Origin of the sequence: Streptomyces antarcticus (genome assembly GCF_026627255.1) — a bacterium.
Classification (GTDB): domain Bacteria; phylum Actinomycetota; class Actinomycetes; order Streptomycetales; family Streptomycetaceae; genus Streptomyces; species Streptomyces antarcticus.
This window is the reverse complement of sequence record NZ_JAPNLM010000032.1, coordinates 12580-34118: the sequence shown is the minus strand read 5'-3', so window position 1 is coordinate 34118 and position 21539 is coordinate 12580. Positions and strand designations below refer to the sequence as shown.

The window sequence follows — 21539 nt, the reverse complement described above, 5'->3', positions numbered from 1 at the left end:
CGAGCATTTCCACCGGATAGCCAGTCTTTTCCGCCACTACCTCAAGCAAGGCACTCAGCACCGCGGCGTCGACCTCAGCCGAAGCCGCGACAGGGGCGGGAGCAGGAGCCTCGGCCACCGCGGGAACAGCCACCGGGGCGACCAGGGTGACCGGGGCGGGCACCTCGGCCAGCGCGGCCGGGGCGGGGGTCGGGGTCTCGGTCTGCGGGTCTTCGTCTCCCCGCAGGGCCTCGATCAGGAGCCGCGTGGCGCGGTCGTGCGCCGTCGTGATGGAGGCGCCGTGCTGCTCGATGAGGCGCAGCGCCGCGTTCGCGTCGGGGTGGGTACCGGAGCGGACCGACTCCTCCAGGGTCTTGACGGCCTCGTGGATCGTCTCGGCGTGCGTGTCGAGGATCTCGGCCTGGAGGCCGAGCCCTTCGCGGGCGACCTCGCTGAGGCTCTCGGCCCCGGACCCGAGCGCGGGCGCCGGCAGGGATTCGGTGCGCGTGACCGGCTCGGCCAGGGCTTCCTTGTACGCCGAGCGGCGGGCGTCGGTGACGTAGTTGATGCCGCGCAGCGGGATCACCATGCCCTTGCCCGCCGGTGCCTCGGGAACGGTGGCGGTGTGGTCGTCGATGCCCGAGACCGGGAGGCCGAGGACGGCCAGTTCGATCGCGGCGCGCTTGAGGGCGATCTCGCCGTCCTTGGCCGGGCCGCCGTCGACCGCCACGGTCACCACGCCGTCGCGGCCTTCGAGGATCCGGTCCACGAGGTCCGAGAGGACCCGCTTGGGGCCGAATTCGACGAAGACGCGGAAGCCGTCGGCGTACATCTCCTCGATGCGGTCGGCGAAGGCCACCGGCCGCAGGAGCTGGTCGACGAGGGTGCGCCGGCCGGCCGCCGTGTCGGTGCCGTAGGACGCGCCCGCGGTGTTCGCGTAGACGGGTATGCGGGGCGCGGACAGGTCGACGCGTGCGACGGCCTCGCGGAAGGCGTCGGCGGCGTGGGCGACGAAGCGGGTGTGGAAGGCCGCGGAGACGGGGAGCCGCTTGACGGGGATCGTGCCCGCCGCGGCGTCCGCGACGAGGCGGTCGATCTCGGCGGTCGGGCCGCCGACGACGATCTGGCCGGGGGCGTTGACGTTGCAGACGCTGACGTCCCGGTACCCGGCGATGAGGGCCTCGACCGCGCTCAGGTCGCCGCGTACGGCGGCCATGGCGCCGGGGTCATGGTCGGCGGGGGCCTGCGCGGGCGGGGCCATGGCCAGTCCGCGGGCCCGGGCCAGCTCGGCGAATCCGGCGTCGTCCAGCGCTCCGGCCGCCCACAGTGCGGTCAGCTCGCCGAAGGAGTGGCCGATCACGCCCTCGGGGGTGAAGCCGAGCTCGCGGAACCAGGCGAACTGACCGGCGGACAGGGCGCCGATCGCGGGCTGCGCGAACTCGGTGCGCCGCAGCGTCTCCTCCTGCGCGGTGCGGGTCGCCTCGTCGAACGCCGGCGGGGGGAACACGACCCGGCCGAGGGTCTGGGCGCCGCTGGTGAGCTGGTTCGCCCGGTCGTACGCGGCGAGTACGGGCGGCACGGCGAGCGCCGCACGGCGGCCCATGCCGGTGTACTGGCTGCCCTGGCCGGCGAAGACCGCGGCGGCCTTGGTCCCGGCGGGGAGCGCGGAGCGGCGGTAGGTGATTCCCTTGGGGTGCTGCCAGGAGGCCGCGTCGGGCTTGGCCCGCAGCAGCCCGACGGCGGTGGAGCGCAGTTCGTCGAACTCCGCGTCCGAGCGGGCCACGATGCCGATGCGGGCGTCGCCGGCCGGCACCCAGCCGAGGGGGTCCGGTGCGGCGCCCTGCTCCAGGCGGCGGGCGAGGGCATCGGGGTCGGCCGCGTGCCACAGGCCGGTACGGGCGACGGGGCCCAGGACCTTGCCACCGGCGGCGTCGTACTCCTCCAGGACCATGTGGAAGTTGGTGCCGCCGAAGCCGAAGGAGGACACGGCGGCCCGGCGCTTGTCGCGGCCGGGGTCGGCGATCCAGGGGCGTGCCTCGGAGTTGACGTAGAAGGGGGTCTCCGCCGGGTCGACGGCCTTGCTGGGCTTCTCGACGTTGATGGTCGGCGGCAGGATCTTCTGGTGCAGGGAGAGCGCCAGCTTGATCAGGCCGGCCGCGCCGGCGGCCGCCTTGGTGTGTCCGATCTGGGACTTGACGCTGCCGATGGCGGCGTAGCCGCGGGCGTCCTGTCCCTCGGCCACGAAGGATCCGAGGGCGGACAGCTCGGTGTGGTCGCCGACGGCGGTGCCCGTGCCGTGCGCCTCGAAGAGCTCTACGGAGCCGGGCGCGACCCCGGCGTCCTCGTAGGCCCGGCGCAGGGCGAGCTGCTGGCCCTGCGCGCGCGGGGCGTAGATGCTCTTGAAGCGGCCGTCGCTGGAGGTTCCGATGCCGCGCAGGACGGAGTAGATGCGGTCGCCGTCGCGCTCGGCGTCGGCGAGGCGCTTGAGGGCGAGCATGCCGATGCCCTCGCCGATCAGCGTTCCGTCGGCGGACTCGTCGAAGGGCCGGATCATCTGGCTCTTGGAGAAGGCCGGGGTCTTGCTGAAGCACATGTACATGAGGATCGTGTTCTCGGCGTCGCAGCCGCCGGTGATCATCAGGTCGGCGCGGCCCTCGATGAGCTCGCTGACCGCGAGCTTGACGGCGGCCAGGGCGCTGGCGCAGGCCGCGTCGACGGTGCAGTTGGTGCCGCCGAGGTCAAAGCGGTTGGCGATGCGTCCGGCGACGACGTTGCCGAGCATGCCGGGGAAGGAGTTCTCCTCCCACGGGATGTAGGCCTTCTTGAAACGCTCGGCGACCTCGTCCGCCTCGGCCTCGCTGAGGCCGACGCTGCGGACGACCTCCTTCAGGATGGGGGTCTGCAGGCGGGCGGAGAGCGGCTGGGTCAGCGAGTTGGCGCCGGTGACGCCGAGGATGACCCCGGTGCGCGTGGGGTCGTACCAGCGGGAGTTCTCGGTGCCGGCGTCGCGCAGGACGTCGCGTGCGACGGTCAGCGAGAGGAGCTGGAGGATGTCGGTGACCTCCAGGGTGTTCGGCGGCAGGCCGAATTCCATGGGGTTGAAGGCGATCTCGGGCAGGAAGCCGCCGCGCCTGGCGTAGGTCTTGTCCTCGGCGGTGGGGTCCGGATCGTAGTAGTCGTCGAGGTTCCAGTGGCTGGCCGGAACATCTTCGATGCAGTCGTTTCCTTCGACGATGTTGTGCCAGAACTCGCGCAAGTTGCGCGACTGGGGGAACAGGCCGGCCAACCCGACGATGGCGATGGGTGTCTCGGCCAGACGTGAGTGGTGCACGACGGTCCTCTCGTTCGAGTACGGCGGGTGGGCGGGGCCCGGATCCACGGGTGTTTCAGACGACGGCCGAGTCGGCCAGCAGGTCGGCGAGCACGTGCACGGCCCCGGGGTCGCGGAGCATCGTGTAGTGGTCGCCGGGGACGTCCATCTGGCGTACGGGGCGGCTACTGAGGCCGCTCCAGCCGAGGTTGCCTTCGGCGGGCAGCAGGGAGCGCTCCGGCTTGACAAGGGTGAGGGGGCGCTCCAGCGGGCCCGGCTCGTAGGGAGCGGTGCAGCGGTTGTTGCGGGACAGGCCGCCCTGGTAGGCGGCGTACAGCTTGCGCAGTCCGGCGAGCTCGGTGTCGGCCGGCAGGAGGCCCTGGGCGATGGCGGCGTCGAGCACGAGCGGCAGTCCGTCCTCGGGTGTGGCGAGGGGCGGGATTCCCAAGGTGAAGGACTTGCGGCGCTTGGCACCGAGGTACATCACGAACCAGTCGAGGAGCATCGCGGCGTCGAGGAGTTCGTCGGTGCGCTTGAAGGCGGGGACGGGCGCGATGCTGTCGAGCAGGACGAGGTCCCGCAGGAGCTCGCTCCGGCCGCTCCCGTCGAGGCGGGCGGCGATCTCGTAGGCGACGACCCCGCCGAAGGACCAGCCGACGAGCGTGAACGGCTCCGTGTCGATGCGTGCCGCGGCCAGTTCGTCCAGGCAGCGGGCGGCCAGGTCCCCGATGGGGACGGCTGGCGCACGGGGGTCGAGGGCGGCGGTGAGGAATGCCGGGACGTTGCCGAGGTCGAGCAGGTACAGGGCGGTGTCGGCGGGCAGCCGGCCGGCGAGCGCCTCCCATTCGGAGGCCGCGAGCGCGCCCGGGTGGACGGCGAAGATCCGTCTGCCGGCCGGCCCGTCCGCGTCCCGCAGGAGCCGCAGGACGGGACGGGGTGCGGTCGGGTCAGGCCGCCGCGACATGGCGTGTGCTCTCCTCGGCGATGTGCTCGGACAGCGCGGCGACGGTCGGGTGGTACCAGAGCGCGGTCGCCTCCAGTTCGAAGCCGAGCCACTTCTCCAGCTCGCCGGCGAGGATGAGGGCTTCGGTCGAGTCGAGGTCGAACTCGTCGAAGTAGCGGTCGGCGTCGATGTCGGCGGGCTCGACGCCGAGTCGGACGGCCAGCTTCTCCACCAGCCAGGCCTGTGCTTCCACTGCGGTGACGGTCTGCATGGGACTGCCTCGATTCAGTTCTTGACGGCGCGGGGGTTGATGTCGCGGACGATGGACTCGGCGGCCTTGAGTCCGGAGACGAAGCCGGCCTCGTGGGACCCGATCAGGTCGTGGCCGATCTTCGGGGAGTGGAAGTAGGAGCCGGCGAGCTTGATGCGGCCGGTCTCGTTGACGTCGTAGATGGTGCGCTGCATGGTGCGGACGTCGAGGTCGATGATCGGGTGGGTGAAGGGCAGTTCGCGGATCACGAACTCCTCGCGCGGGACGATCGGGGAGTCGAGCGTGACGAAGTAGTCCTTGGCGGCCGTGAAGCCCTGGAGCGAGTTCATGTAGTACGCGACCCAGGTGCGGGTGCGGCCGTCGACCGTCTTGAGTCCGTAGTTCCAGCTCTGCCAGCGCTCGCGGCGGGGCGGCATGGCGGCCGGGTCGGTGTGCAGGACGGCGCTGGTCGAGCTGTAGCGGACCTTGCCCAGGATGTCGGCCTGGAGGGCGCTGGGCCGCTCCAGCATCGCGAGGGTCTGGTCGGCGTGGGAGGCGAGGACCGCGTAGTCGTAGCGCTCCTCGCCGTCGGCGGTGGCGACGACCACGCCGTCCGCCTCTTCGCGGACCGCGGTGACCGGGCTGGAGGTGCGCACCTTGCCGTTGATGCTGGCGACGACCCTGCGGACGTACTCGATGCTGCCGCCGGCGACGGTCTTCCAGTTGACGGTGCGTCCGCCGAGGCCGCCAGGGTCGTGCGACATGAAGAAGGCGATGACGGTCGTCGCGGGCATTTCCCAGATGAGCTCGGCGGGGACCGACCAGACGGCGGTGGCGAGCAGCACCACGTAGCCGTACTTGAAGGCGTCGGAGTAGCCGCCCCGGCGCAGGTACTCGCCGAGCGCCATGTCGGTGCGCTTGCGCAGGAAGTCGCGCGGGGCCTCGCGGTGGAAGCGTTCGGCATCCCGCCACAGGGTGAGGAAGTCGGCCGGGTAGCGCTGGGCGATCTCCTCCTCGGAGAGTTCGAACTCGGTCGTCCCGTAGTCGAGGCCGCGGTCAAGGTCGAAGAAGTCGAAGCCGCCGGTGTGGTCGAGGGCGGGGGCGCCGATCTCCTCGAAGAAGGCGGTGATCTGCGGGTAAGTGCGGGAGTTGAAGACCACGAAGGCGGTGTCGATGCCGATCGTTCGGCCGTCCTCCTCCTCGACCTCGACGGTCAGCGCGTGGCCGCCGGGCCGGTCGTCCTTCTCGTACACGGTGACTTCGACGTCGTCCGGCAGGTGGTGGGCGGCGGACAGTCCGGATATGCCGGCACCGACGACAGCGACTCGGGTGGTCATGGCAGGCAGCCCTTCGGCTCGAGCGTTGGTCATGGAACCGGTCGCGTTGTGCGACGGCGGCTGGAGCGCAGAGGGGGAGACCTCTGGTGGGGGGGTTGGACTTCTCTCGTTCTCCCGCGACGACGGCGGCGGGGCGGGACAATCGGTGTGAGGTGTGAGGTGGTGGCGACGGCAGCGGTGGCGGGCCGGCACGGCTCGAAACGTAGGTCGGCCGCCTCGCGGGGGTCAAACAGTTCATCGCGGATGCCCGGGTCCGCATCGGAAAGGCCGATGGGGCCTGGGTGGGGTGTCCTGATCCGAACGACTGTGCGCACGGGGTTGAATCGAGCCAACTGTGCTCGCGAGACGAAGTTCACCCGCCGGGGCTGTCCGGGTGTGCCGCCCGCCGGGCTCTTGTCAGAGGCGGGTGGTTCCGCCTTGATCCCGCGTTGGACGCCGTAGTAGAGGAGAGAGCTCCATGCCCACCATTCCCTGGATGCCCGGGCCAGCCGCCGGGTCCGCGACGGCCGATGCTGGCCACGTCGTGGTCATGGCGTCCAAGCTCCGGGTCGCATCGCTGCTCGATGTCCCCCGGTTCTTCCTGCTGTCCCTGGTGGTGTGGAAACAGGTGCGGTCGGCTCCGGGGGTGATCGGTGCCTCGCTGCGGGCCGAGCCGATGAAGAAGACCTTCTGGACCCTGTCCGCGTGGTCGGACCAGGAGTCCCTCGACCGGTTCTCCCGGTCGGACCCGCACGCCCGGATCGTGAGCCGGCTGCGGAAGGTGATGGACGGTTCGGTGTTCGTCTTCTACCCGGTCGACCACGACAGCCTGCCGGTGGCCTGGGACGACGCGGTGGCACGGCTGGCGGACAAGGAGGCGGGCCGGTGAGCACGACAACGGGCCAAACGCCGGTCGAGACTCCGGCGAAGCCGGTCATCGAGCACGGCAGGCTGGTACTGGCCGTCGCCTGTCTGGGCCTGTTCATGTCCTTCATCGAGGTGACGGCCGCGATCTCGACCCTGCGCGCCCTCCAGCTGGACATGCAGGTCCCGCCCGCCGACCTCAGCTGGGTGTCGAGCACGTACACCCTGGTCGTGGCGGCCTGCGTGCTCTCGGGCGGGGCGCTCGGCGAACGCTTCGGCAGGCGCCGGGTGTTCGTCATCGGTGTGGTGGCGCTCGCCGCGGGCTCGATCGTGGTCGCGACCGCGAGCGGGTTCACCCAGGTACTGGTGGGACGGGCGATCAGCGGGATCGGCGGCGCGCTGGTGCTGCCGACGTCGCTGGCCATCATCACCACGACCTTCTTCGTCGACCTGCCGCGCATGCTGCGCTACATCACCATCTGGGTGTCCATGTCGGGCGTGGGTCTCGCGGTCGGACCGCTGCTCGGCGGCGCCCTGCTCGACCGCTTCGACTGGCCGGCCGTCTATCTCGTGAACACGCCGATCGCCGTGGTGACGGTGGCGATGGCGCTGTACGCCGTGAAGGAGACCAAGGTCGCGGACCGGGCGCTCGACCTGGGCGGCCAGTTCCTGTCCGTCGTCGGCCTGGGCACCCTGGTGTTCGGGATCTCGGTCGGCGGCCGGGCCGGGTACGACGATCCGGTGGTCGTGGGCTCGCTGGTGGTGGCGGTGGCCTCGCTGGCCGCTCTGGTGCTGGTGGAGCGGCGGGCGCCTACGCCGATGCTGGACGTGCGGATGATGGGCTCCCTACGGGTTTCGGCCACGCTGGTGGTGTCGGCGAGCGCGCTGTTCACCTTCGTCGGCGTCATCTTCCTCGAAGTGATGTTCCTCCAGCGGGTCCAGGGGACCGCGCCGATGGCCACGGGCCTGAAACTGCTGCCCGCGATGGTCTCGTTCGTCCTGTCCACGCTGGTGGCGCAGCGGATCGGGTCGAAGGTGGGACCGGGACGGCTGCTGGCCGCCGGTTCCGTGGTCACGGGCGCGGCGGCGGTCGTCCTGGTCTTGCAGCAGCCGGACAGCGGGTACGCCGTCACGGCTCTGGGCCTCGCCCTGCTGGGCTTGGGCAGCGGCCTGGTGGTCGCACCGTCGACGGCCGCCGCCTTCGCGGTCGTCCAGCCGGCCCAGATGGGCGCGGCCTCCAACGCGGTCACCGCCTTCCGGCAGGTCGGTTCGGTGCTCGCGACCTCGGTCCTGGGCTCGGTGCTGGCCGTGCGCTTCATCGGCGTGCTGCCGGAGAAGCTGGACGCGGCGCACGTGCCCCCGCAGGTCGCGTCGACGGTCGTCGAGGTGGCACGCAGCGGCGGCGACGGCAGCGGCCGGTCCACGGCCGAGGTGACCGAGGCTGTGGGCGCCTCGTTCACCGCGGGCATCCACACCGGCATGTGGGTGGTGGCGGGCGTGTCCGCGCTGGCGGCGGCGCTGTCCCTGGTCTTCCTCGCCCGGAAGGAAAAGGGTGCCGGCGCCTGATCCACCGGAAATGCGGCTGTAGTACTAGGCCGTCCTGCGGCTGCCTGGTCATCTGCGCGGCGGGGACGGCCGGCACCGTCATCGTCCTGGCCTACTGGCCTGCGGGAGGCCGCACCCGCCGCACTCACTGCAAGCCCCGAGTGCGCCCCTGAGCACATCCCGGCCCCGATCGACGAACAGTGACCTCCCCCGCTCCGGCGGGAATCGGGCCCCATCACCGCGGCTGCGACACGGCGACGTGTCGCAGCCTTTTCGTTGCCCGGGCAATTCACTGATCGAAATTCCAGAAGCCCGAATTCAGGAATCCCAATAACCCACAGGATTCTCCCGAAAAACCATTTTCGTGACGCCCTGCGAATGGTGTCATTGTTCCACGCGGAAAACACACCGTAAGCCCGGCCCCGCGCCCAGGGATGTCTGCCGTCGGGGCGGGGCTGCGCGCCGGAAGCGAGCCCCCTTCCCGACTGGTGCTGCGCGAGGGCGATTCGCGTGCTTCCTCGCGGCACCTTCCACTCGCCGCGGCACACAGAAGGAGCTCTCCATGCACCTGACGATCGCCGTCCCCCCGGTCACCCGCCACGACCTGCTGACCGAGCTGGTGAGCCGGGCCGTCGGAGACGACGCCTGGCTGCGTGGAACGGTCTCGCTCGACGCCCTGGAGGGGGACGCGGAGCTGGCCCGCACCGTCCTCGCCGAGGCGGCGCAGCGCCTGGCCGCGTCCGCGGAGACGTCCGACACCGCCGACGTGCTCTGGGCGGTGCGCACGTCCGCCTTCAGGTCCGTCGTCCCCGAGCCCGTTCCCGTGCTCCCCGGGCCGGCGTCCGCACCCCACCCGCTGCGCGAGGGGGCGGTGTTCCGGGTGGCGGAGGAGGCGGACGCCGCCGCGCCGCTGACGACGGGCAGCCGCCCGGCGCGGGTGCCGACGGCCGTCACACCCGTCCTGCAGTCCCTGCGCCGCGGCCCCGTGCTGAACTTCGCCGCGCTGGCCGAAGCCCTCGGCGTCCAGGACACCATCGAGGCCCCGCGGCCACCGGTCGCCATCGGGCTCGTACCCCCGACCGGCCCCCGCGATCAGGACCAGGCCCAGGAACAGGAGCAGGGCCCGGCGGACGAGGCCGCGGACGGGGTCGCCGCATAGGCATCGAGGTCGGCCCGGTTCTCGGCGGCCGGTCGGGTGACGGGCTTGACGGGCTTCCCTGTTCACGACGGCGGTGGGAAGGCCCGCGTCCGGAATCCGCCTGCGGGCCGCCCTTCACGGCGAGCTCCGGCGCGACGAACCCCAGGCTGTCCGGTTCTGCCACTGTCCGGTGAAGAGTTCCTCCGGCGCCGCAGCATCGGCGAAGCGCTGAACTGGCTTCGTCAGTGACACTCCCACACCGGCGGCCTGCTGGTCGACTACTGCCGCCGAGTCGGAATCGACGTCGTCATCCGTGGAGTCCGCGACGTTCACGACCTGGACTACGAAATGCCGATGGCCCGCATGAACAACGAACTGACCGGAGTCGAAACGTTCTTCATCGCTGCAGACCCCGCCCTGGGCCACATTTCCTCCACCCTCGTCACCGCAATGAGCCCTTCTCGGTAACGTCTCGTGACGGTTAGGGGTGAAGACCAGCATCCGGTGTCCATCGAATTTCTGCTCGTAGGCCGGATCCCGCAGCACCCCGGGAGGCGGGATCGTCTCGACGGCCTGCGCCAGCATCGGCTGCACCGGAGGCCGCAGCACCACTGGGTGTCCTCCCCCGTGCTCGCGCCAGCCCCCTACCGCCAGCCTGCCCGCAGCCCAGGGGCATGGCTCGGCGGAGGGGCCGGATGTGCGGTCAGTGCGTGGTCCACCTGCGCTCCCTGGCGCCGAACGGGTCACCAACCGGAGCGCCGACTTCCCTTCCATAATCGAACAGAATTACGATTCAAGAGTGACCGACGCAAACTCCTTCCCCGATGACCTCCTCCAGCTGCAGGAGCGCCTCCACCGCGCCCACGCCGAACACCGCGACTACCTGGACGGACTGCCCTGGAGCGTGGAGCCCATGAAGGGATGGGTGCGGGGCGAGCGGTACTCCCACCGCGGGGACGTCCCCGACAGCCCCGGCTGGAGTGACGAACAGAAGGAGACGGTCGACCGGATGTGGGCCGACCTCCGGGAGCTGTCGGTCGCGGTCGTCGACCACCCCCACTGGAAGAGCGTCCCCACCGACATCCTGGTGAAGAACCGCATGCAGCTGAAGCGGCAAGCCCGCCCTGCAGAAGTGTCCGAGGCGGCGTAGCACGTCATGCCTGAACCGCTTCTGCCCCTGCCGCCGGCCTTGGACCAGCTTCTGGTGATACGCCGCTGGCTGGAGCTCACCCTCGCCCGCGTCGACGAGAAGATCACCGCTGTTCGGGCTGCGGACGAAGAGCGGGGCTCGCCGCCGACCACTGCCAGAGCCGCCGCGCTGGTGGATCGAGTACGGCATCGGCGCCTCCCGCAGACCCGACCGCGTCCACACCGGCGTTTGCAGGATCACCCGCCGCGGCCGCCCGGCCACGCGAGAGTCGGTCCTGGAAGTGCTGCGGACCGTGCCGTCGGCCATCGCATGCCCGCTGTGCCGGCCCGACAGCGAGCTGGGACTGCTCGACAGCTAACTGGGCACAGCTTGGACCTGGATCTGCCCGCCGCGCTCGCCGTTGCCCGGCACAGTCCTGGGCGGCCGCCCACAGCCCACCACAGACCGCCCCGACGGGGCAGTCGTGGCCACCACCTCCCGAAGCGCCGGGAGGGACAGCCGGTTCACGTCCTGGACGCCCTGACCGCACGGGCTGACGACGATCAGCCGTTAGCCCCGGGCTCGCCGTCCTGGCGACGGCGGATGATCGGGAGAACTACCTCGTCCGCGTCGCATCCCGGCTGGACTCCGGCGCAGACCTGCGTCCACGCGCAGTCACTCGCAGGCGACGCCATCCAGGTCAGCATCAAGGTGGCGTCCGTACCCGTCCTCGCCCCTGCGAAGTGGTGCGGCTCCAGCTGCACGCGCGGCAGTGCAGTTCTCGTATTTGTGCTCCTCGCGGTACCTGGCTCCGGGGCTGAGCCCGACTTCGACGGTGAAACGGATCTTCCGCAGCTCGGGCTTGTTGTGGAGCTTGATGGTGTAGTCGAAGGTGTCGAAGCCCCGGAAGCCTGCCTTCGGCGTGTACAGCCCAATGCCGTTTCTGCACCGTCAGGGTGCCGTGTTCGGGAGCGCGCACGATGGTCAGTTCGACATCGCGTGAGGTCAGGCCTTTGGAGTCGTCAAGGTCGTCCAGACGTGCGCTGTGGGCGTCTTCGGCACTTTCGTATCGCAGGAGCCGGAGGGCGGCTGAGTCGTACATGTCGGTCCAGAGGGTGTCGTCGCGGTCGGTGAGAGCGTCACCCGAGTATTCGAGTTTCCATTCGGGTGCGGGTCTCTCCGAGGCGGAAGCGCTCGGTGACGCAGGCCGCGCCTGGTCCGGGACGGGGCGGTCGAGCCAGTCGGAAAGGCCAGAAATGGCCCACCAGATGCCCCAGGCGGCGAGCCCCAGCAGCACCACCACAGTGAGGCAGCCGGCCCATGCCCCCCGGTCACTGGCCTTCTGCCGCTCTCGCTCTTGTTCTCGCTGCTTGGTCTGCCGTTGCTTGCGCTCTTCCAGGTATGCCTGGCGCCGTGCCTCCGCCGCTTCTTGCTGTTGCTGTCGATAGCGCTGTGCGAGGTCTGGATCCGTCATCGGGCGCGCCCGATCCGTATGCGGCGGGCGGCGACGAGGCCGTGCCACCGGGTACGGGTCTGGCGCTCACCGTCGAGCCACCGGACGGTAGAGGTGGAAGTGAGGGGGAGGCCGGCCATGTAGTGGGCGATGTCGGCGTAGTAGGCGTAGTCGCCGGTCTGGGCGAGCTCGTTCAGCCGGTCGATGACGGCGCGGAGCTTGTCCTGCTCGCCGAGGATGGCGTGGTGGAAGGCGAGGGTGAGGTCGAGGACGGATTCAGCTGCGGTGATACCGGCGTCGCGGATCTCCGTACGCAGCGCCCGGGCTGCGTCGAGGCTGGCGAGGGTGCCAGCTTCGCGGACGAGTGGGACGATCCGCAGCGTGAAGCCGGTGGCGCGGAAGTCTAGGCCAGTCAAGTACTGCTCGGCCAGGTGGAGCTCGTCGTCCGCAAGGTCGGGGTCGGTGAAGGCGAGCACGAGAGCGCGCTGGGCCTGGCTGGTGGCGCGTTCACCGGCGACGCCGTGGCGCTCGGCCTGGTCCCGGGCGGCGGCATAGGCGGCACCCGCACGCTGCATGTCGCCGTGAGGCCAGAGGATGTCGCCTTCGACACGGTGCTGGCGGCCGTCCCAGCCGAGGGTCTGGGCGGTGGCGAGCGCGGTGGGGAAATCGCCTGAGAGGCGGGCGAGGTGAGCCAGGCCCCGCCGGGCTGCGGGCGCCAGGGGGCCTCGGCCGTCGGCGACGAGCTGCATTCCGCGGCGGGATCCGGCGGAGTCGCCGAGGTCACGCTGGGCCTTGGCGAGGTAGTAGACGGCCATTTCGTGCAGGTCTGCGGGCAGCAGGTGGGTGCGTGTGACGGCGGCGAGGCGGGAGGCGGTGATCGAGCGGTGCTCGTGCTGGCGGCGGGCGAGGGTGGCCAGGAGCTCGACGAGGGCGTCGGCCGCCGTCGCCATACCGCCGTCGCCGGTGCCGTCGTTTCGGGCGGGTGGGGCAAGTGGCTCCCACACCGAGTCGCTGACGTACGCCCAGGCGGCTTCGGCAAGCCAGCCCAGGTCGAGACGGAAGTCCCGTGCCAGAGCGAGGCCCTGGCGCAGGCAGCCGACCAGCAGCATCCGGTCCCGGCCGGTGCGCGCGATCCACTGCTCGCCCAGGGCGGCCAGCGCGCGCTGGGCTGCATGCTCCCAGTCGCGCGGCGACCAGCGGTCGTCGGCCTGATCGTCGGCGCCGCGGACGGTGGAGCGGATCAGCCCGTGCAGGTGGTACGGCCACAGCCCGAAGACGTTCTCGCGGACGAAGGGCCGCTCGATCAGCCGCAGGGCCGGCGCTTCGTGGGGCAGTCCGGCGGCCGCGGTGGCCAGGGGCAGGTCGAAGGCGTCCAACAGGGCCACGGAGCGCAGGACGTGTCGCTCGTCTGCGGTGAGGTCGGACAGGGTGCGGGCGATCAGGGCGGGGAAGTCCTGGTCGAAGTCGGCGGGCTGCGGGGTGCGGCCAGTGCGGCGGATCTCCAGGAACCGCATCACCGACAGATCGAGGTAGAGCGGCAGTCCGTGGGACCGGTCGGTGATGACCTGGCGGATCTCCTCGCCGATGAGGGGTGCGCCGTCGCGGGTGAGCCGGCGAGCGAGGTGGTCGTCGCAGTCCTCGGGGGAGAAGTCGCCGATGAGGACCTGCCGCCCGTAGCCGTGGGACGGCCGGGCGGCGCGGGCAGCCGGGACGGCTGCGGGCAGGGCCAGACCCGGCCAGGCGGTGGGGCCGGTGTAGTCGAGCTGCCCTTGGAGGGCGGCATCGGCCCATTGCAGGCGGGAGCGGCCGGTGACGACGAAGAAGCAGTTCGGCATCAGCCACACCACCCGCTGGATGAGGCGCTCCAGGTCGCGGTGCGTGCGGTCGCCGACGTCCTCGAAGGTGTCCAGCAGGATCACCGGCATGACGCGCTTGTCCGCCGGCAGTTGTGCAAGCTCCCAGGCCAGCAGGTGGGGATAGAAGGACAGCGTCTCCAGGTCCGGTTCAGCCTCCAGCAGGTCCGCCAGCCGCGCGCACCCGGCGAGCGCCCGCACGGTCTGGCGCCGCTCCCGCAACGCCTTGGTGAGGGAGCCGACCACTTGGCCGACCGCCGTGCCGACCGTGCCCGGCAAAAGGAGCGCCTGGGCGACGTCTGAGAGAGCGGACTGCATCTGCTGCGGCATGGCCTTGCCGAACCGGCCCGCGAGGCCGCCGCGCCGCAGGTACTCCTCCAGGCTTTCGCCAGGGTGCTGGGTCTCCCAGTAGCGGCGCAGGGTGATGTCGAAGGCGGGCAGCGGGCGGCCCAGTTCGGCGAGCGCGGCACGGATCGTGAGGACGACGTCCTCGAAGGACGTGCCGGCGGAGCGGGCCAGGTCGATGCGCACGGGCAGGATTCGCTGTCCGGACCAGGCGGGCTCCCCCCACTGGGAAGGCCGCTGGTCGGCCCCGGCGAACGCGGCCTCCAACTTGCGAGACAGGGTCGTCTTGCCGATCCCGCCGACTCCGTGGAGCACCATCACGTTGCGCGCTCCAGGTCCTCGACATCGAAGCCGGGCTCGGCGGTCTGCCGCAGATGCCCGGCCAGCGCGGCCGCGACCAGCTCCCACTGCAGCTGCCGGTTCGTGAACGCCTCCACGGCCTCCAGACCCCGGTCGTTCGTGCTGAACAGCGCCCGAAGATCCCGACCTGCCACGATCCCACCCCCCGAAACGATGATCACCTGGGGCTCAACCTATGCCCGCGTCAGGCCCCTGGGAGAAGCATCGCCCGCGGGCACCGCAGTGCGAAGGAGCACTGACCCTGCTCGTGACGCGCCGCGGAGCTGGGCCGCTGGTTCCGGCCAGGGAGACAATGGCCGTTTCACATCAGGATCAACACGAAGGGGTAGGCCGTGTCCGACACTCCCAGCTCTGATTTCTCCGGCCTGGAGGGCGGCGATGAGCAGGATGCAGCAGACGTCGTCCGGGACGTGGTGACCTGGTACAGCACCCAGATCGCCGCCGAACGCAGGGCTCCGGTTCCCGACGACGACCGGATCGAGGAACTGAACGCCGGCCGCCAGGCCGCGCTTGAGGATCAGCGGCGCCTGGGTACCGCCGATCCGCAGGAGACCGAGCGGATCGCGGCTCTCTACGCAGCCCGGCTGAAGGAACTCAAGGAGTCGTAGCCCGAGGGCAGACGCCGCACAGGCAGCGGTCAGACGGACGGGCGCGGCCGGTCGATCCGGGCCGGCTGCATCCCCGCAGGCATCAGAGGCCGCGCGAGAGCGGCACACTCGTCCAGTTCCCGCCGGTGTTGCGGAAGTGCCCGGCGCAAAGCTTGATGGAGCCGGAGGAACTGCATGGCCTCCTGCTCGGTGTACGGGCGCATCCGTTCCGCGGCGAGCGCCCAGGCCGCCTGCCGGCCCCCGCTGTGCTCCTGCCGCAGCAGGGCCTCGCCGTCCCGCCGGATCACCGTCACGGCCCTGATCGCCGGATGCCGCTGCGCGGCGTCGACGACCTCGGCCAAGGCGTGGAAGCACACGTCGTGCCCCTTGCGTGAAGTGAAGCGGGGGTAGCCGCCCCTGTGCAGGGAGCGGGCGTAGCGCAGGGCCGTGGAGAGCAGACTGTCCGCTTCCCGCACGGCCAGGACCACGAGTTCGACCGGGTATCCGTCGGCCGCGAAGGGCAGTGCGCTGGAGAGGAACTCCTCCACGCTGCCCGGCGCGCCCTCGATCAGGGCGTCGCCGCGACGCCGGCGCACGTGTTCCTCGGCCTCGGCGAACCAGGCGCGGTAGTCAGCCCGGATCGCGGCCCCAGCGTTACGGGGGTCTTCATCCAGCAGGCGCAGGTAGTCCGGGTGCGACGCCTTGAAGTCGTCACCGACCAGCTGCGTCGCCCCGGGACGCATGGCCCGCTTCACCATCCTGGCGGCCAGCAGCTTCCCCGCTCCGGGCTGGCCCAGCACGTAGACCGCCCGCGGATCATCCCGGCTGACGATGCCGCTCAGGTAGGACGGCGCGATCAGCTCGTCGAACACCCACTTGTGCTCCTGGGCTGGCAGCCGGTGGTAGTCCACGCCCGGTGCCCGCCGTCGCGGCTGGGCGATGCGCCGTACGGGCTCGGCATCGCGCTGGACGGCCAAACGCCGGTCCTCACAGTGCAGGTCCCGGTGCAGCCGCTGATCGGTCCGGGCCAGGTCCCGACGGAAGACGGCAGTCTCCTGGGCACTCCAGGGCCGGGACCGCTCGTACGCCACCGCTCGTTCGGCGGCCGGCCGCCGACGCTGCCAGCTACCGTCGACGAGCTCGTTGTCGTACAGCAGGGTGCCGTCGCGCCGTACGACGCTGATGCGGTCGGCCAGATGCTCGGCCTCGATGACCGCAAGCGTCGTGGGCAGCTGCCGGGCGCAGGTGTCGTGGTTCTCCCACGACACGTACCGGCCTCCGCCCTCGATCGCCTCAGACAGAAAGCGATCCAGGACACCGAGCTGACTCCACGCCTCCGCCGTCGCCACCACCACGACCTCGACCCGGTGCCCCGCCCGCCGGTACGCGTACGACGACGTCCGGAACTCCTCCGGATCGGCGAGGGCGGACTCAACCACCGCGTCGAAGCCGTGCGCTCGAAGGTGGTTCTCGAGCACGGCCTGCCAGCGGCGCGTGTCCAGACGCACCCCTACGCCGGCGGTGCGGACGTCGTCGGCCAGAAGCTCGGCGTACCGGGAGTGCGCCGACTTGTAGAGGTCGCGACAGATCCGTACCGCGCCACCCCGCCGGTCCAAGGCCGCCTGAACGAGATCGGCGATCTGCGTCTTCCCCGCACCGGGCTGCCCGGCAACGACAACCACTACAGGACGGGCCTGAGATACGGCACCCCTCGTGAACGTCGGAACGATCACCTGCTCCAGCTCCTGAAGGCTCTCCGCCTCGGGCAATGCAGCCACCAGTCCTCCGAGCGTCAGTCCTCGCGATAGGGTCAACATACCATTCGTACGCAATGTGTACGGCATACGTGCGTAAATCGTACGCAACATGTGCGGTAGGGTGAGGTCAGGAGGTATTCCATGTCTGAGTTGTTCGACGCGGTCGATGCCCTGCTCGCGTCGCGCGCCACGCTCCCGCCGCCGACGGAGCGCAAGCGGCTGCGTGCCGCGCACGGCCTGACGATCGACGAGGTGGCCACCACGCTGAAGGTGCGCCGCGCCACGGTGTCCGGGTGGGAGGCTGGCAAGACCGAGCCGCGGCCGCCGGAGCGCGACGCGTACGCCCGGCTGCTGGACAAGCTCGCGGAGCTCTACCCCGCCCCGGCCGCCGCGGTCGTGCCCGTCCCTGAGGTTGCGGTGCCAGCCACGCCCACCGCTGCGCCCGCTCCGGCGGAAGCCCGGACTCTGTCCACAGGTCCGGCGTCCGAGGCTGCGGTCATGACTGCAACCGAGAACACCCAGACCAATTCCGCTCCCACTCCTGCCGCCGCTGCTCCTGCTGCCGCTCCGGCGGCCGCGACGCGTCCTGCGGGCACCACCAGGCCGACGTCGACGTCGCGCCGCCCGGGCGCGAAGAAGGCCACCCCGGCCCCGGCCGCGACTGCGGCGGGCGAGATGGACCCGCGGTTCGAGAACGGTCCGCTGGCCGTTGTCGACGTTGAGGACGGGAAGGTGCTGGCGTATTGCGTCGGTGGCCTGGTCCTGGACGTGCCCGCCAAGAGCCTGCCGTCCCTGGTGGACTGGACGCTCAAGGAGGCGAAGCTCGGTCAGTCGAAGCTGTCCGGGCCGGGCAGGCCGGCCGACCCGCTGATCGTGCTCACCAAGGCGGCGTGCGAGCGCTACGGCCTCCCGGTGGCCCTCACCGAACAGGAGCGGATCGCCGGGCGGATCCCGGAGGGCCACAAGGTGATCAAGCAGGTGACCCGCGCTGACTGGCAGCTCACCAAGCGCGGGTTCGGGCCGTGGGCGCGGATCTACCGCCCCGCCAAGGGCTCGGACCGCCAGTGCGTCCAGCTGTGCATCCCGTCGTGGAACGCGCTGGACGCCCGGTTCTGGGGCGCCGCCGGGCAGCTGCCGCCGGCGGAGCTCGCCCGCGTGCTGGGCACGTACGCGTCCCGGGTGATGACGCCGCGCGGCTCCACCGCCGTCACCGGCCTTGAGCTCATGACCGCCCTGCACCCGCCGACCTACGCCGTACGCGATGAAGAGACCGGCGTTCTGCGGCAGGCCGACGACAAGACCCCCGGCTCGCTCGGCAAGGACCCGGTGGACTGCGCGCCGTGCGAAGCCCCCGACGGACACCCGCTGCTCAAGGACCTGCCGCGCTTCCACGTCCGCGGCCCTGGCGAGAAGCTGTTCGAGGAGGCGTACGACTGGGCGCGCCCGCTGACCGATGCCGAGTGCATGCGCAGCCACCTCGTGGGCCTGGATGTCAACATGGCGTTCGCCGCCGGAGCCAACGGACTGGTCGTCGGCCTCGGTGAGCCGACGCACGTCACGAACCCCGTGTTCGACCCGAAGCTCCCGGGAAGCTGGCTGGTCGACCTCAGCCACGTCGACCTGTCCCGGGTGAAGGTCGGCAAGGAGCGGGTGGAGCTGGACGGCACGCTGCTGCCCAGTCCGTTCACGCCGAAGGGCGACCGGCCCGAGGGGCCGGCCTGGTACGCGACGCCGACCATCGCCTACGCCCAGGAGCTCGGGTACGACGTGACGCCGACCGAGGCGTACGTCCGGTACGAGAACGGCCGCTACCTGGACGGCTGGTACAGCCGGCTGCGCGACGCCTACCTCACCACGATGGCCGACCTCGGTGTCGACGCCGACCTGTCGCCCGAGGACTTCCTCGCGGCGATGGACGGCTACAAGAGCCGCGACCCGCAGATGGCCATCGTCGTCGCGGCGGTCAAGGCGACCGTGAAGGGCGGGCTGGGGAAGCTGCGCGAGCGGCCCCGCGGCGAGGGCTGGACGTCCGGCGAACGTTGGCGGGCCCTGGAGCGACCGACGTGGCGGCCCGACATCCGCGCGGCGGTCATCTCCCGCACCCGGATCAACCTCCACCGCAAGATGGTCAAGCACGCGGCGTTCACCGGGCAGTACCCGGTCGCGATCCTCTCCGACTGCGTCGTCTACGCCGTCGACGGCGAGGGCCCGCTGGACTTCCTGCCCTACCGCGAGGGCAAGCCGCTGCCGGGCGGCTTCAAGCTCGGGGTCAACCCCGGCCTGGTGAAGCACGAGGGCACGCAGACCGTGCTGTGGGGAGAAGGTGCCAGGGAGCAGTTCAAGGCGCCTGAGCTCAACCTCGCCCGGTACATCAAGGACGGCACCGTCACCGACAAGGACAACGGGGAGTAGGGAGCGCGATGACCAAGGAGTTCGGGGACGGCCTCAACCAGGCGGTGGCGAAGGCGTTCACGCGCCCGGTGCCGAAGTCGGCCGGCGCGCAGATGCGGTACCTGGTCAAGCAGTACAAGGGCACCAAGCAGGTCGCCCAGATGCTGCGGGTCTCCCAGCGCACCGTCGAGCGGTACGTGAAGGACCAGATCAAGAAGCCCCGCCCGGACCTCGCCGCGCGCCTGGAGCGCGAGGTGAAGGCCCGGTGGCAGCCGCAGATCCGGGCCAAGGCCAAGGAGAAGGCGGCGACCACCGGCGGCATCGTCATCGACGTCCACGCCCGCCTCGGCTACGCCGGAGCGTCAATGGACTCCACCGATGAAGACCGCGAACGGCACATCACCGTCGCCCTCCCGCCCCAGTACGCGGCCCGCCTCTTCACCGCCCAGGAGCAGGGCGCCACCGAAGACCGGCTGCGCGAGCTCACCGCCGAAGCACTCAAGGAGGTCTACTTCCAGGACAGCGGCCGCCGCGCCGGCTCCCTCCAGGAAGTCCAGATCAACGACGTGCTCGACCTGGGGTTCCAGCTGTAGCGGCCGCCCCCGAACAGCCTGCGGGCCCCGGACCGACGCTGTCCGGGGCTCGCTCGCGTATCCGTAGACGACATCGCCGCGTGATGGACGTCAGGCCACCACAGCGGCGTCCAGCTGGAAGACTGGCCATGCTCCTGCGGCCTACTGACCGGGCGGTAGCCCACGGTGTTCCGCTTTCGGATCAGGTGCTGCTGACGCGGCGGCCCAGCCTTCGGGGTGGGAGATCGGCAGCAGGCGGATCTGTTGCGGGTGGGTGCTGTCGTATAGCGTTACGGCATATTTCATGCGGCTGTGGTCTTGGATGAGCAGCATCTCGATCACCTGGGCCGCGGTCTGTAGATCCTCGGCTGTCGTCCCGGGCTCGATGGTCGTCGGCGAAAGAACTGTTTGATCATCATCGCGGTCCACGTAGAAACCACGCTGCTTGGCAAGGTTGGCTTCGCTTGCTGCGGTCGCGGCTTCTGCCTGCCGTTGCTCGTGCGCCTCCTCCCATGAAGCGTCATCCGAGGTCGTCGCGCTGTAGTCACCCCAGAACTCCGCGAGCTCGTCACCGAAGACGACAGCCTGAAGGTACTTCTTCGTATGGCTGCGCCCGTGAGTTGCCAGCGCATCCACCCTGCGCGGCGCCTCATCACCCTGGCTCCAGGCGAATTGGAAGACGTCATAGATCCAGAGCGCCTTCCCGAGCTCCTCCTGCGCCAGGACCGTGAGAGATCGCGCCCGCCCATACGAGCCGGCGGCCAGCAAGGTGTGGGCGTCGGCGATCAAGGCGGAAGCGTTGTCCACCAGCGCCTTCCAAAATTCGCGTGCCTGCTCGGGGCTCATCTCGACCATGGCATCAGGGTGCCCCGCGACACGGCGCAGGTCCGGCTCTGCACGCGGTCCGAGGCCGCCCTGGGCGTCGCACTGCTCACCGGCCGTGGGGTCTCAGCGGTGTCGTGCGATGTCCGTCGCGTCGCGCCTGGCGGACCGCACGCAACGCGGCGCGTTGCTCTGGCTGGACGTAGAGGAGGAACACTGCCTCCTTGATCAAGGAGGCGACATCGGCGACCTCGTCGTGGGAGAAGTTGAGCCCCTCGTGGAGGCTCCAGTTGCCCAGCAGCCGGGCCTCGTCCAGGTCCCGGACCACCTCGGCGGGAACCCCCCGGTTCACGAGATCCGCGATCTTGGCGATCAGGTTCCTTCCCTCGGCGCCACGGTCCGCGCAGAGTTCCTCAACCGCGGCCCGGTACATGGCGCCGGCCGCGCGGAGGGCTCCGGCCTGCTCGCAGCGGGCGCCCTCGGCGAACAGGCCGCGCACGCTGTCGGGAGCCTCAGGGGCCAGCTGGCCCGGTTCGCCCGCCGGATACACGCACAGCGTGAAACGCACCTTACTGGCCTTGGCCTCGAGCGCTTCGCCCACTTTCTCCGGGTCTTCAGGGAGGTCCGGACCGAAGTGCTGGTGCAGGACGCACGTCTTCCGGCAGCGGGGGCACTGCAAGACGTGCTCGACCACGCGGAACATGTCCAGCCGCTGAGGTGGCTCTCCAGGGCCGTGGAGGTCAGGACCGCTGCTGCGCCCGAAGGAGAGCTCCACGAGTTCGGGCCATACCTGGCGCCTGGACTGGTGCATGAAGGCGACATTGAGCTTGCAGTTGGGGCACTCTCCAGCCGGCTGGAAAGTGTCCAGGGCGTCGATCGTCACTCGATTGCGTGCACTCATTGCCCAGGCATACACCTTCGCGGC

The 21539-nt window shown here is 70.6% G+C and carries 19 protein-coding genes; 8 read left to right on the top strand and 11 right to left on the bottom strand.

The window, feature by feature from the left end:
• The 4 genes from OTB16_RS33330 to OTB16_RS33315 all read right to left on the bottom strand — a co-directional run.
• The coding region (locus tag OTB16_RS33330; protein WP_267725799.1) for a beta-ketoacyl synthase N-terminal-like domain-containing protein at positions 1-3310 on the bottom strand (3310 nt) is incomplete at its 3' end.
• A 55-nt stretch (positions 3311-3365) separates the two neighbouring features.
• Entirely contained in the window at positions 3366-4253 is an 888-nt protein-coding gene (locus OTB16_RS33325; protein ID WP_267725796.1) for a thioesterase domain-containing protein, read from the bottom strand.
• Complete coding sequence (locus OTB16_RS33320) at positions 4237-4503, bottom strand: acyl carrier protein (protein ID WP_267725793.1); 267 nt, start codon at positions 4501-4503, stop codon at positions 4237-4239. The genes OTB16_RS33325 and OTB16_RS33320 overlap by 17 nt, the downstream gene beginning before the upstream one ends.
• A 14-nt stretch (positions 4504-4517) precedes the next feature.
• Positions 4518-5819, bottom strand: a complete 1302-nt coding sequence (locus OTB16_RS33315; RefSeq protein WP_267725791.1) for an NAD(P)/FAD-dependent oxidoreductase — start codon at positions 5817-5819, stop codon at positions 4518-4520.
• Positions 5820-6276: 457 nt separating this feature from the next.
• Here OTB16_RS33315 and OTB16_RS33310 point away from each other — a divergent pair, with 457 nt between their 5' ends.
• The 3 genes from OTB16_RS33310 to OTB16_RS33300 all read left to right on the top strand — a co-directional run bounded on the left by OTB16_RS33310 (position 6277) and on the right by OTB16_RS33300 (position 9366).
• Entirely contained in the window at positions 6277-6687 is a 411-nt protein-coding gene (locus tag OTB16_RS33310) for a DUF3291 domain-containing protein (protein WP_267725788.1), read from the top strand.
• Positions 6684-8228 carry an MFS transporter gene (locus OTB16_RS33305; RefSeq protein WP_267725786.1) on the top strand — a complete coding sequence of 515 codons (1545 nt, stop codon included), beginning with the start codon at positions 6684-6686 and terminating at the stop codon, positions 8226-8228. The genes OTB16_RS33310 and OTB16_RS33305 overlap by 4 nt, the downstream gene beginning before the upstream one ends.
• Before the next feature lie 541 nt (positions 8229-8769).
• Complete coding sequence (locus tag OTB16_RS33300) at positions 8770-9366, top strand: hypothetical protein (protein WP_267725782.1); 597 nt, start codon at positions 8770-8772, stop codon at positions 9364-9366.
• Between the two features lie 114 nt (positions 9367-9480).
• On the opposite strand, the gene OTB16_RS33295 is transcribed toward OTB16_RS33300, so the two are convergent.
• Positions 9481-9957, bottom strand: coding sequence for a hypothetical protein (locus OTB16_RS33295; protein WP_267725778.1), 477 nt, complete (start codon positions 9955-9957; stop codon positions 9481-9483).
• A 187-nt stretch (positions 9958-10144) separates the two neighbouring features.
• Between OTB16_RS33295 and OTB16_RS33290 the strand changes: the two genes are divergently transcribed.
• Positions 10145-10495, top strand: a complete 351-nt coding sequence (locus OTB16_RS33290; RefSeq protein WP_267725775.1) for a hypothetical protein — start codon at positions 10145-10147, stop codon at positions 10493-10495.
• Between the two features lie 109 nt (positions 10496-10604).
• Positions 10605-10853 carry a DUF6233 domain-containing protein gene (locus OTB16_RS33285; protein ID WP_324290916.1) on the top strand — a complete coding sequence of 83 codons (249 nt, stop codon included), beginning with the start codon at positions 10605-10607 and terminating at the stop codon, positions 10851-10853.
• Between the two features lie 296 nt (positions 10854-11149).
• Here the strand turns inward: OTB16_RS33285 and OTB16_RS33280 are convergent, their stop codons facing one another.
• The 3 genes from OTB16_RS33280 to OTB16_RS39370 form a co-directional block, all read right to left on the bottom strand.
• Positions 11150-11320 (bottom strand): excalibur calcium-binding domain-containing protein, encoded by a 171-nt coding sequence (locus OTB16_RS33280; protein WP_267725874.1) that lies wholly within the window; start codon positions 11318-11320, stop codon positions 11150-11152.
• Between the two features lie 624 nt (positions 11321-11944).
• Positions 11945-14443: an ATP/GTP-binding protein gene (locus tag OTB16_RS33275; protein ID WP_324290913.1), complete on the bottom strand. Its 2499-nt coding sequence runs from the start codon at positions 14441-14443 to the stop codon at positions 11945-11947.
• Positions 14443-14619, bottom strand: coding sequence for a hypothetical protein (locus OTB16_RS39370; protein ID WP_324290912.1), 177 nt, complete (start codon positions 14617-14619; stop codon positions 14443-14445). The genes OTB16_RS33275 and OTB16_RS39370 overlap by 1 nt, the downstream gene beginning before the upstream one ends.
• A gap of 198 nt (positions 14620-14817) precedes the next feature.
• On the opposite strand from OTB16_RS39370, the gene OTB16_RS33270 reads away from it, so the two are divergent.
• Positions 14818-15093 (top strand): hypothetical protein, encoded by a 276-nt coding sequence (locus tag OTB16_RS33270; protein WP_267725773.1) that lies wholly within the window; start codon positions 14818-14820, stop codon positions 15091-15093.
• Between the two features lie 29 nt (positions 15094-15122).
• Here OTB16_RS33270 and OTB16_RS33265 read toward each other — a convergent pair whose 3' ends face one another.
• Entirely contained in the window at positions 15123-16850 is a 1728-nt protein-coding gene (locus OTB16_RS33265) for a zeta toxin family protein (RefSeq protein WP_267725771.1), read from the bottom strand.
• Positions 16851-16970: 120 nt separating this feature from the next.
• Between OTB16_RS33265 and tap the strand changes: the two genes are divergently transcribed.
• Both tap and tpg read left to right on the top strand, forming a co-directional pair.
• A complete protein-coding gene (gene tap / locus OTB16_RS33260) occupies positions 16971-19241 on the top strand; it encodes a telomere-associated protein Tap (RefSeq protein ID WP_267725769.1) in 2271 nt (756 codons plus the stop codon).
• 8 nt (positions 19242-19249) lie between these two features.
• Positions 19250-19813 (top strand): telomere-protecting terminal protein Tpg, encoded by a 564-nt coding sequence (gene tpg / locus OTB16_RS33255; RefSeq protein ID WP_267725766.1) that lies wholly within the window; start codon positions 19250-19252, stop codon positions 19811-19813.
• Between the two features lie 141 nt (positions 19814-19954).
• On the opposite strand, the gene OTB16_RS33250 is transcribed toward tpg, so the two are convergent.
• Positions 19955-20647: an AbiV family abortive infection protein gene (locus tag OTB16_RS33250; protein WP_267725763.1), complete on the bottom strand. Its 693-nt coding sequence runs from the start codon at positions 20645-20647 to the stop codon at positions 19955-19957.
• 76 nt (positions 20648-20723) lie between these two features.
• Entirely contained in the window at positions 20724-21497 is a 774-nt protein-coding gene (locus tag OTB16_RS33245) for a DUF4145 domain-containing protein (protein ID WP_267725760.1), read from the bottom strand.
• Positions 21498-21539: the final 42 nt, after the last annotated feature.

Coding starts and splice junctions, on each gene's coding strand:
- OTB16_RS33325 (WP_267725796.1), bottom strand. CDS start 4,253: ATGTCGCGGCGGCCTGACCCGACCGCACCCCGTCCCGTCCTGCGGCTC.
- OTB16_RS33320 (WP_267725793.1), bottom strand. CDS start 4,503: ATGCAGACCGTCACCGCAGTGGAAGCACAGGCCTGGCTGGTGGAGAAG.
- OTB16_RS33315 (WP_267725791.1), bottom strand. CDS start 5,819: ATGACCACCCGAGTCGCTGTCGTCGGTGCCGGCATATCCGGACTGTCC.
- OTB16_RS33310 (WP_267725788.1), top strand. CDS start 6,277: ATGCCCACCATTCCCTGGATGCCCGGGCCAGCCGCCGGGTCCGCGACG.
- OTB16_RS33300 (WP_267725782.1), top strand. CDS start 8,770: ATGCACCTGACGATCGCCGTCCCCCCGGTCACCCGCCACGACCTGCTG.
- OTB16_RS33275 (WP_324290913.1), bottom strand. CDS start 14,443: ATGGTGCTCCACGGAGTCGGCGGGATCGGCAAGACGACCCTGTCTCGC.
- tap (WP_267725769.1), top strand. CDS start 16,971: ATGTCTGAGTTGTTCGACGCGGTCGATGCCCTGCTCGCGTCGCGCGCC.
- tpg (WP_267725766.1), top strand. CDS start 19,250: ATGACCAAGGAGTTCGGGGACGGCCTCAACCAGGCGGTGGCGAAGGCG.
- OTB16_RS33250 (WP_267725763.1), bottom strand. CDS start 20,647: ATGGTCGAGATGAGCCCCGAGCAGGCACGCGAATTTTGGAAGGCGCTG.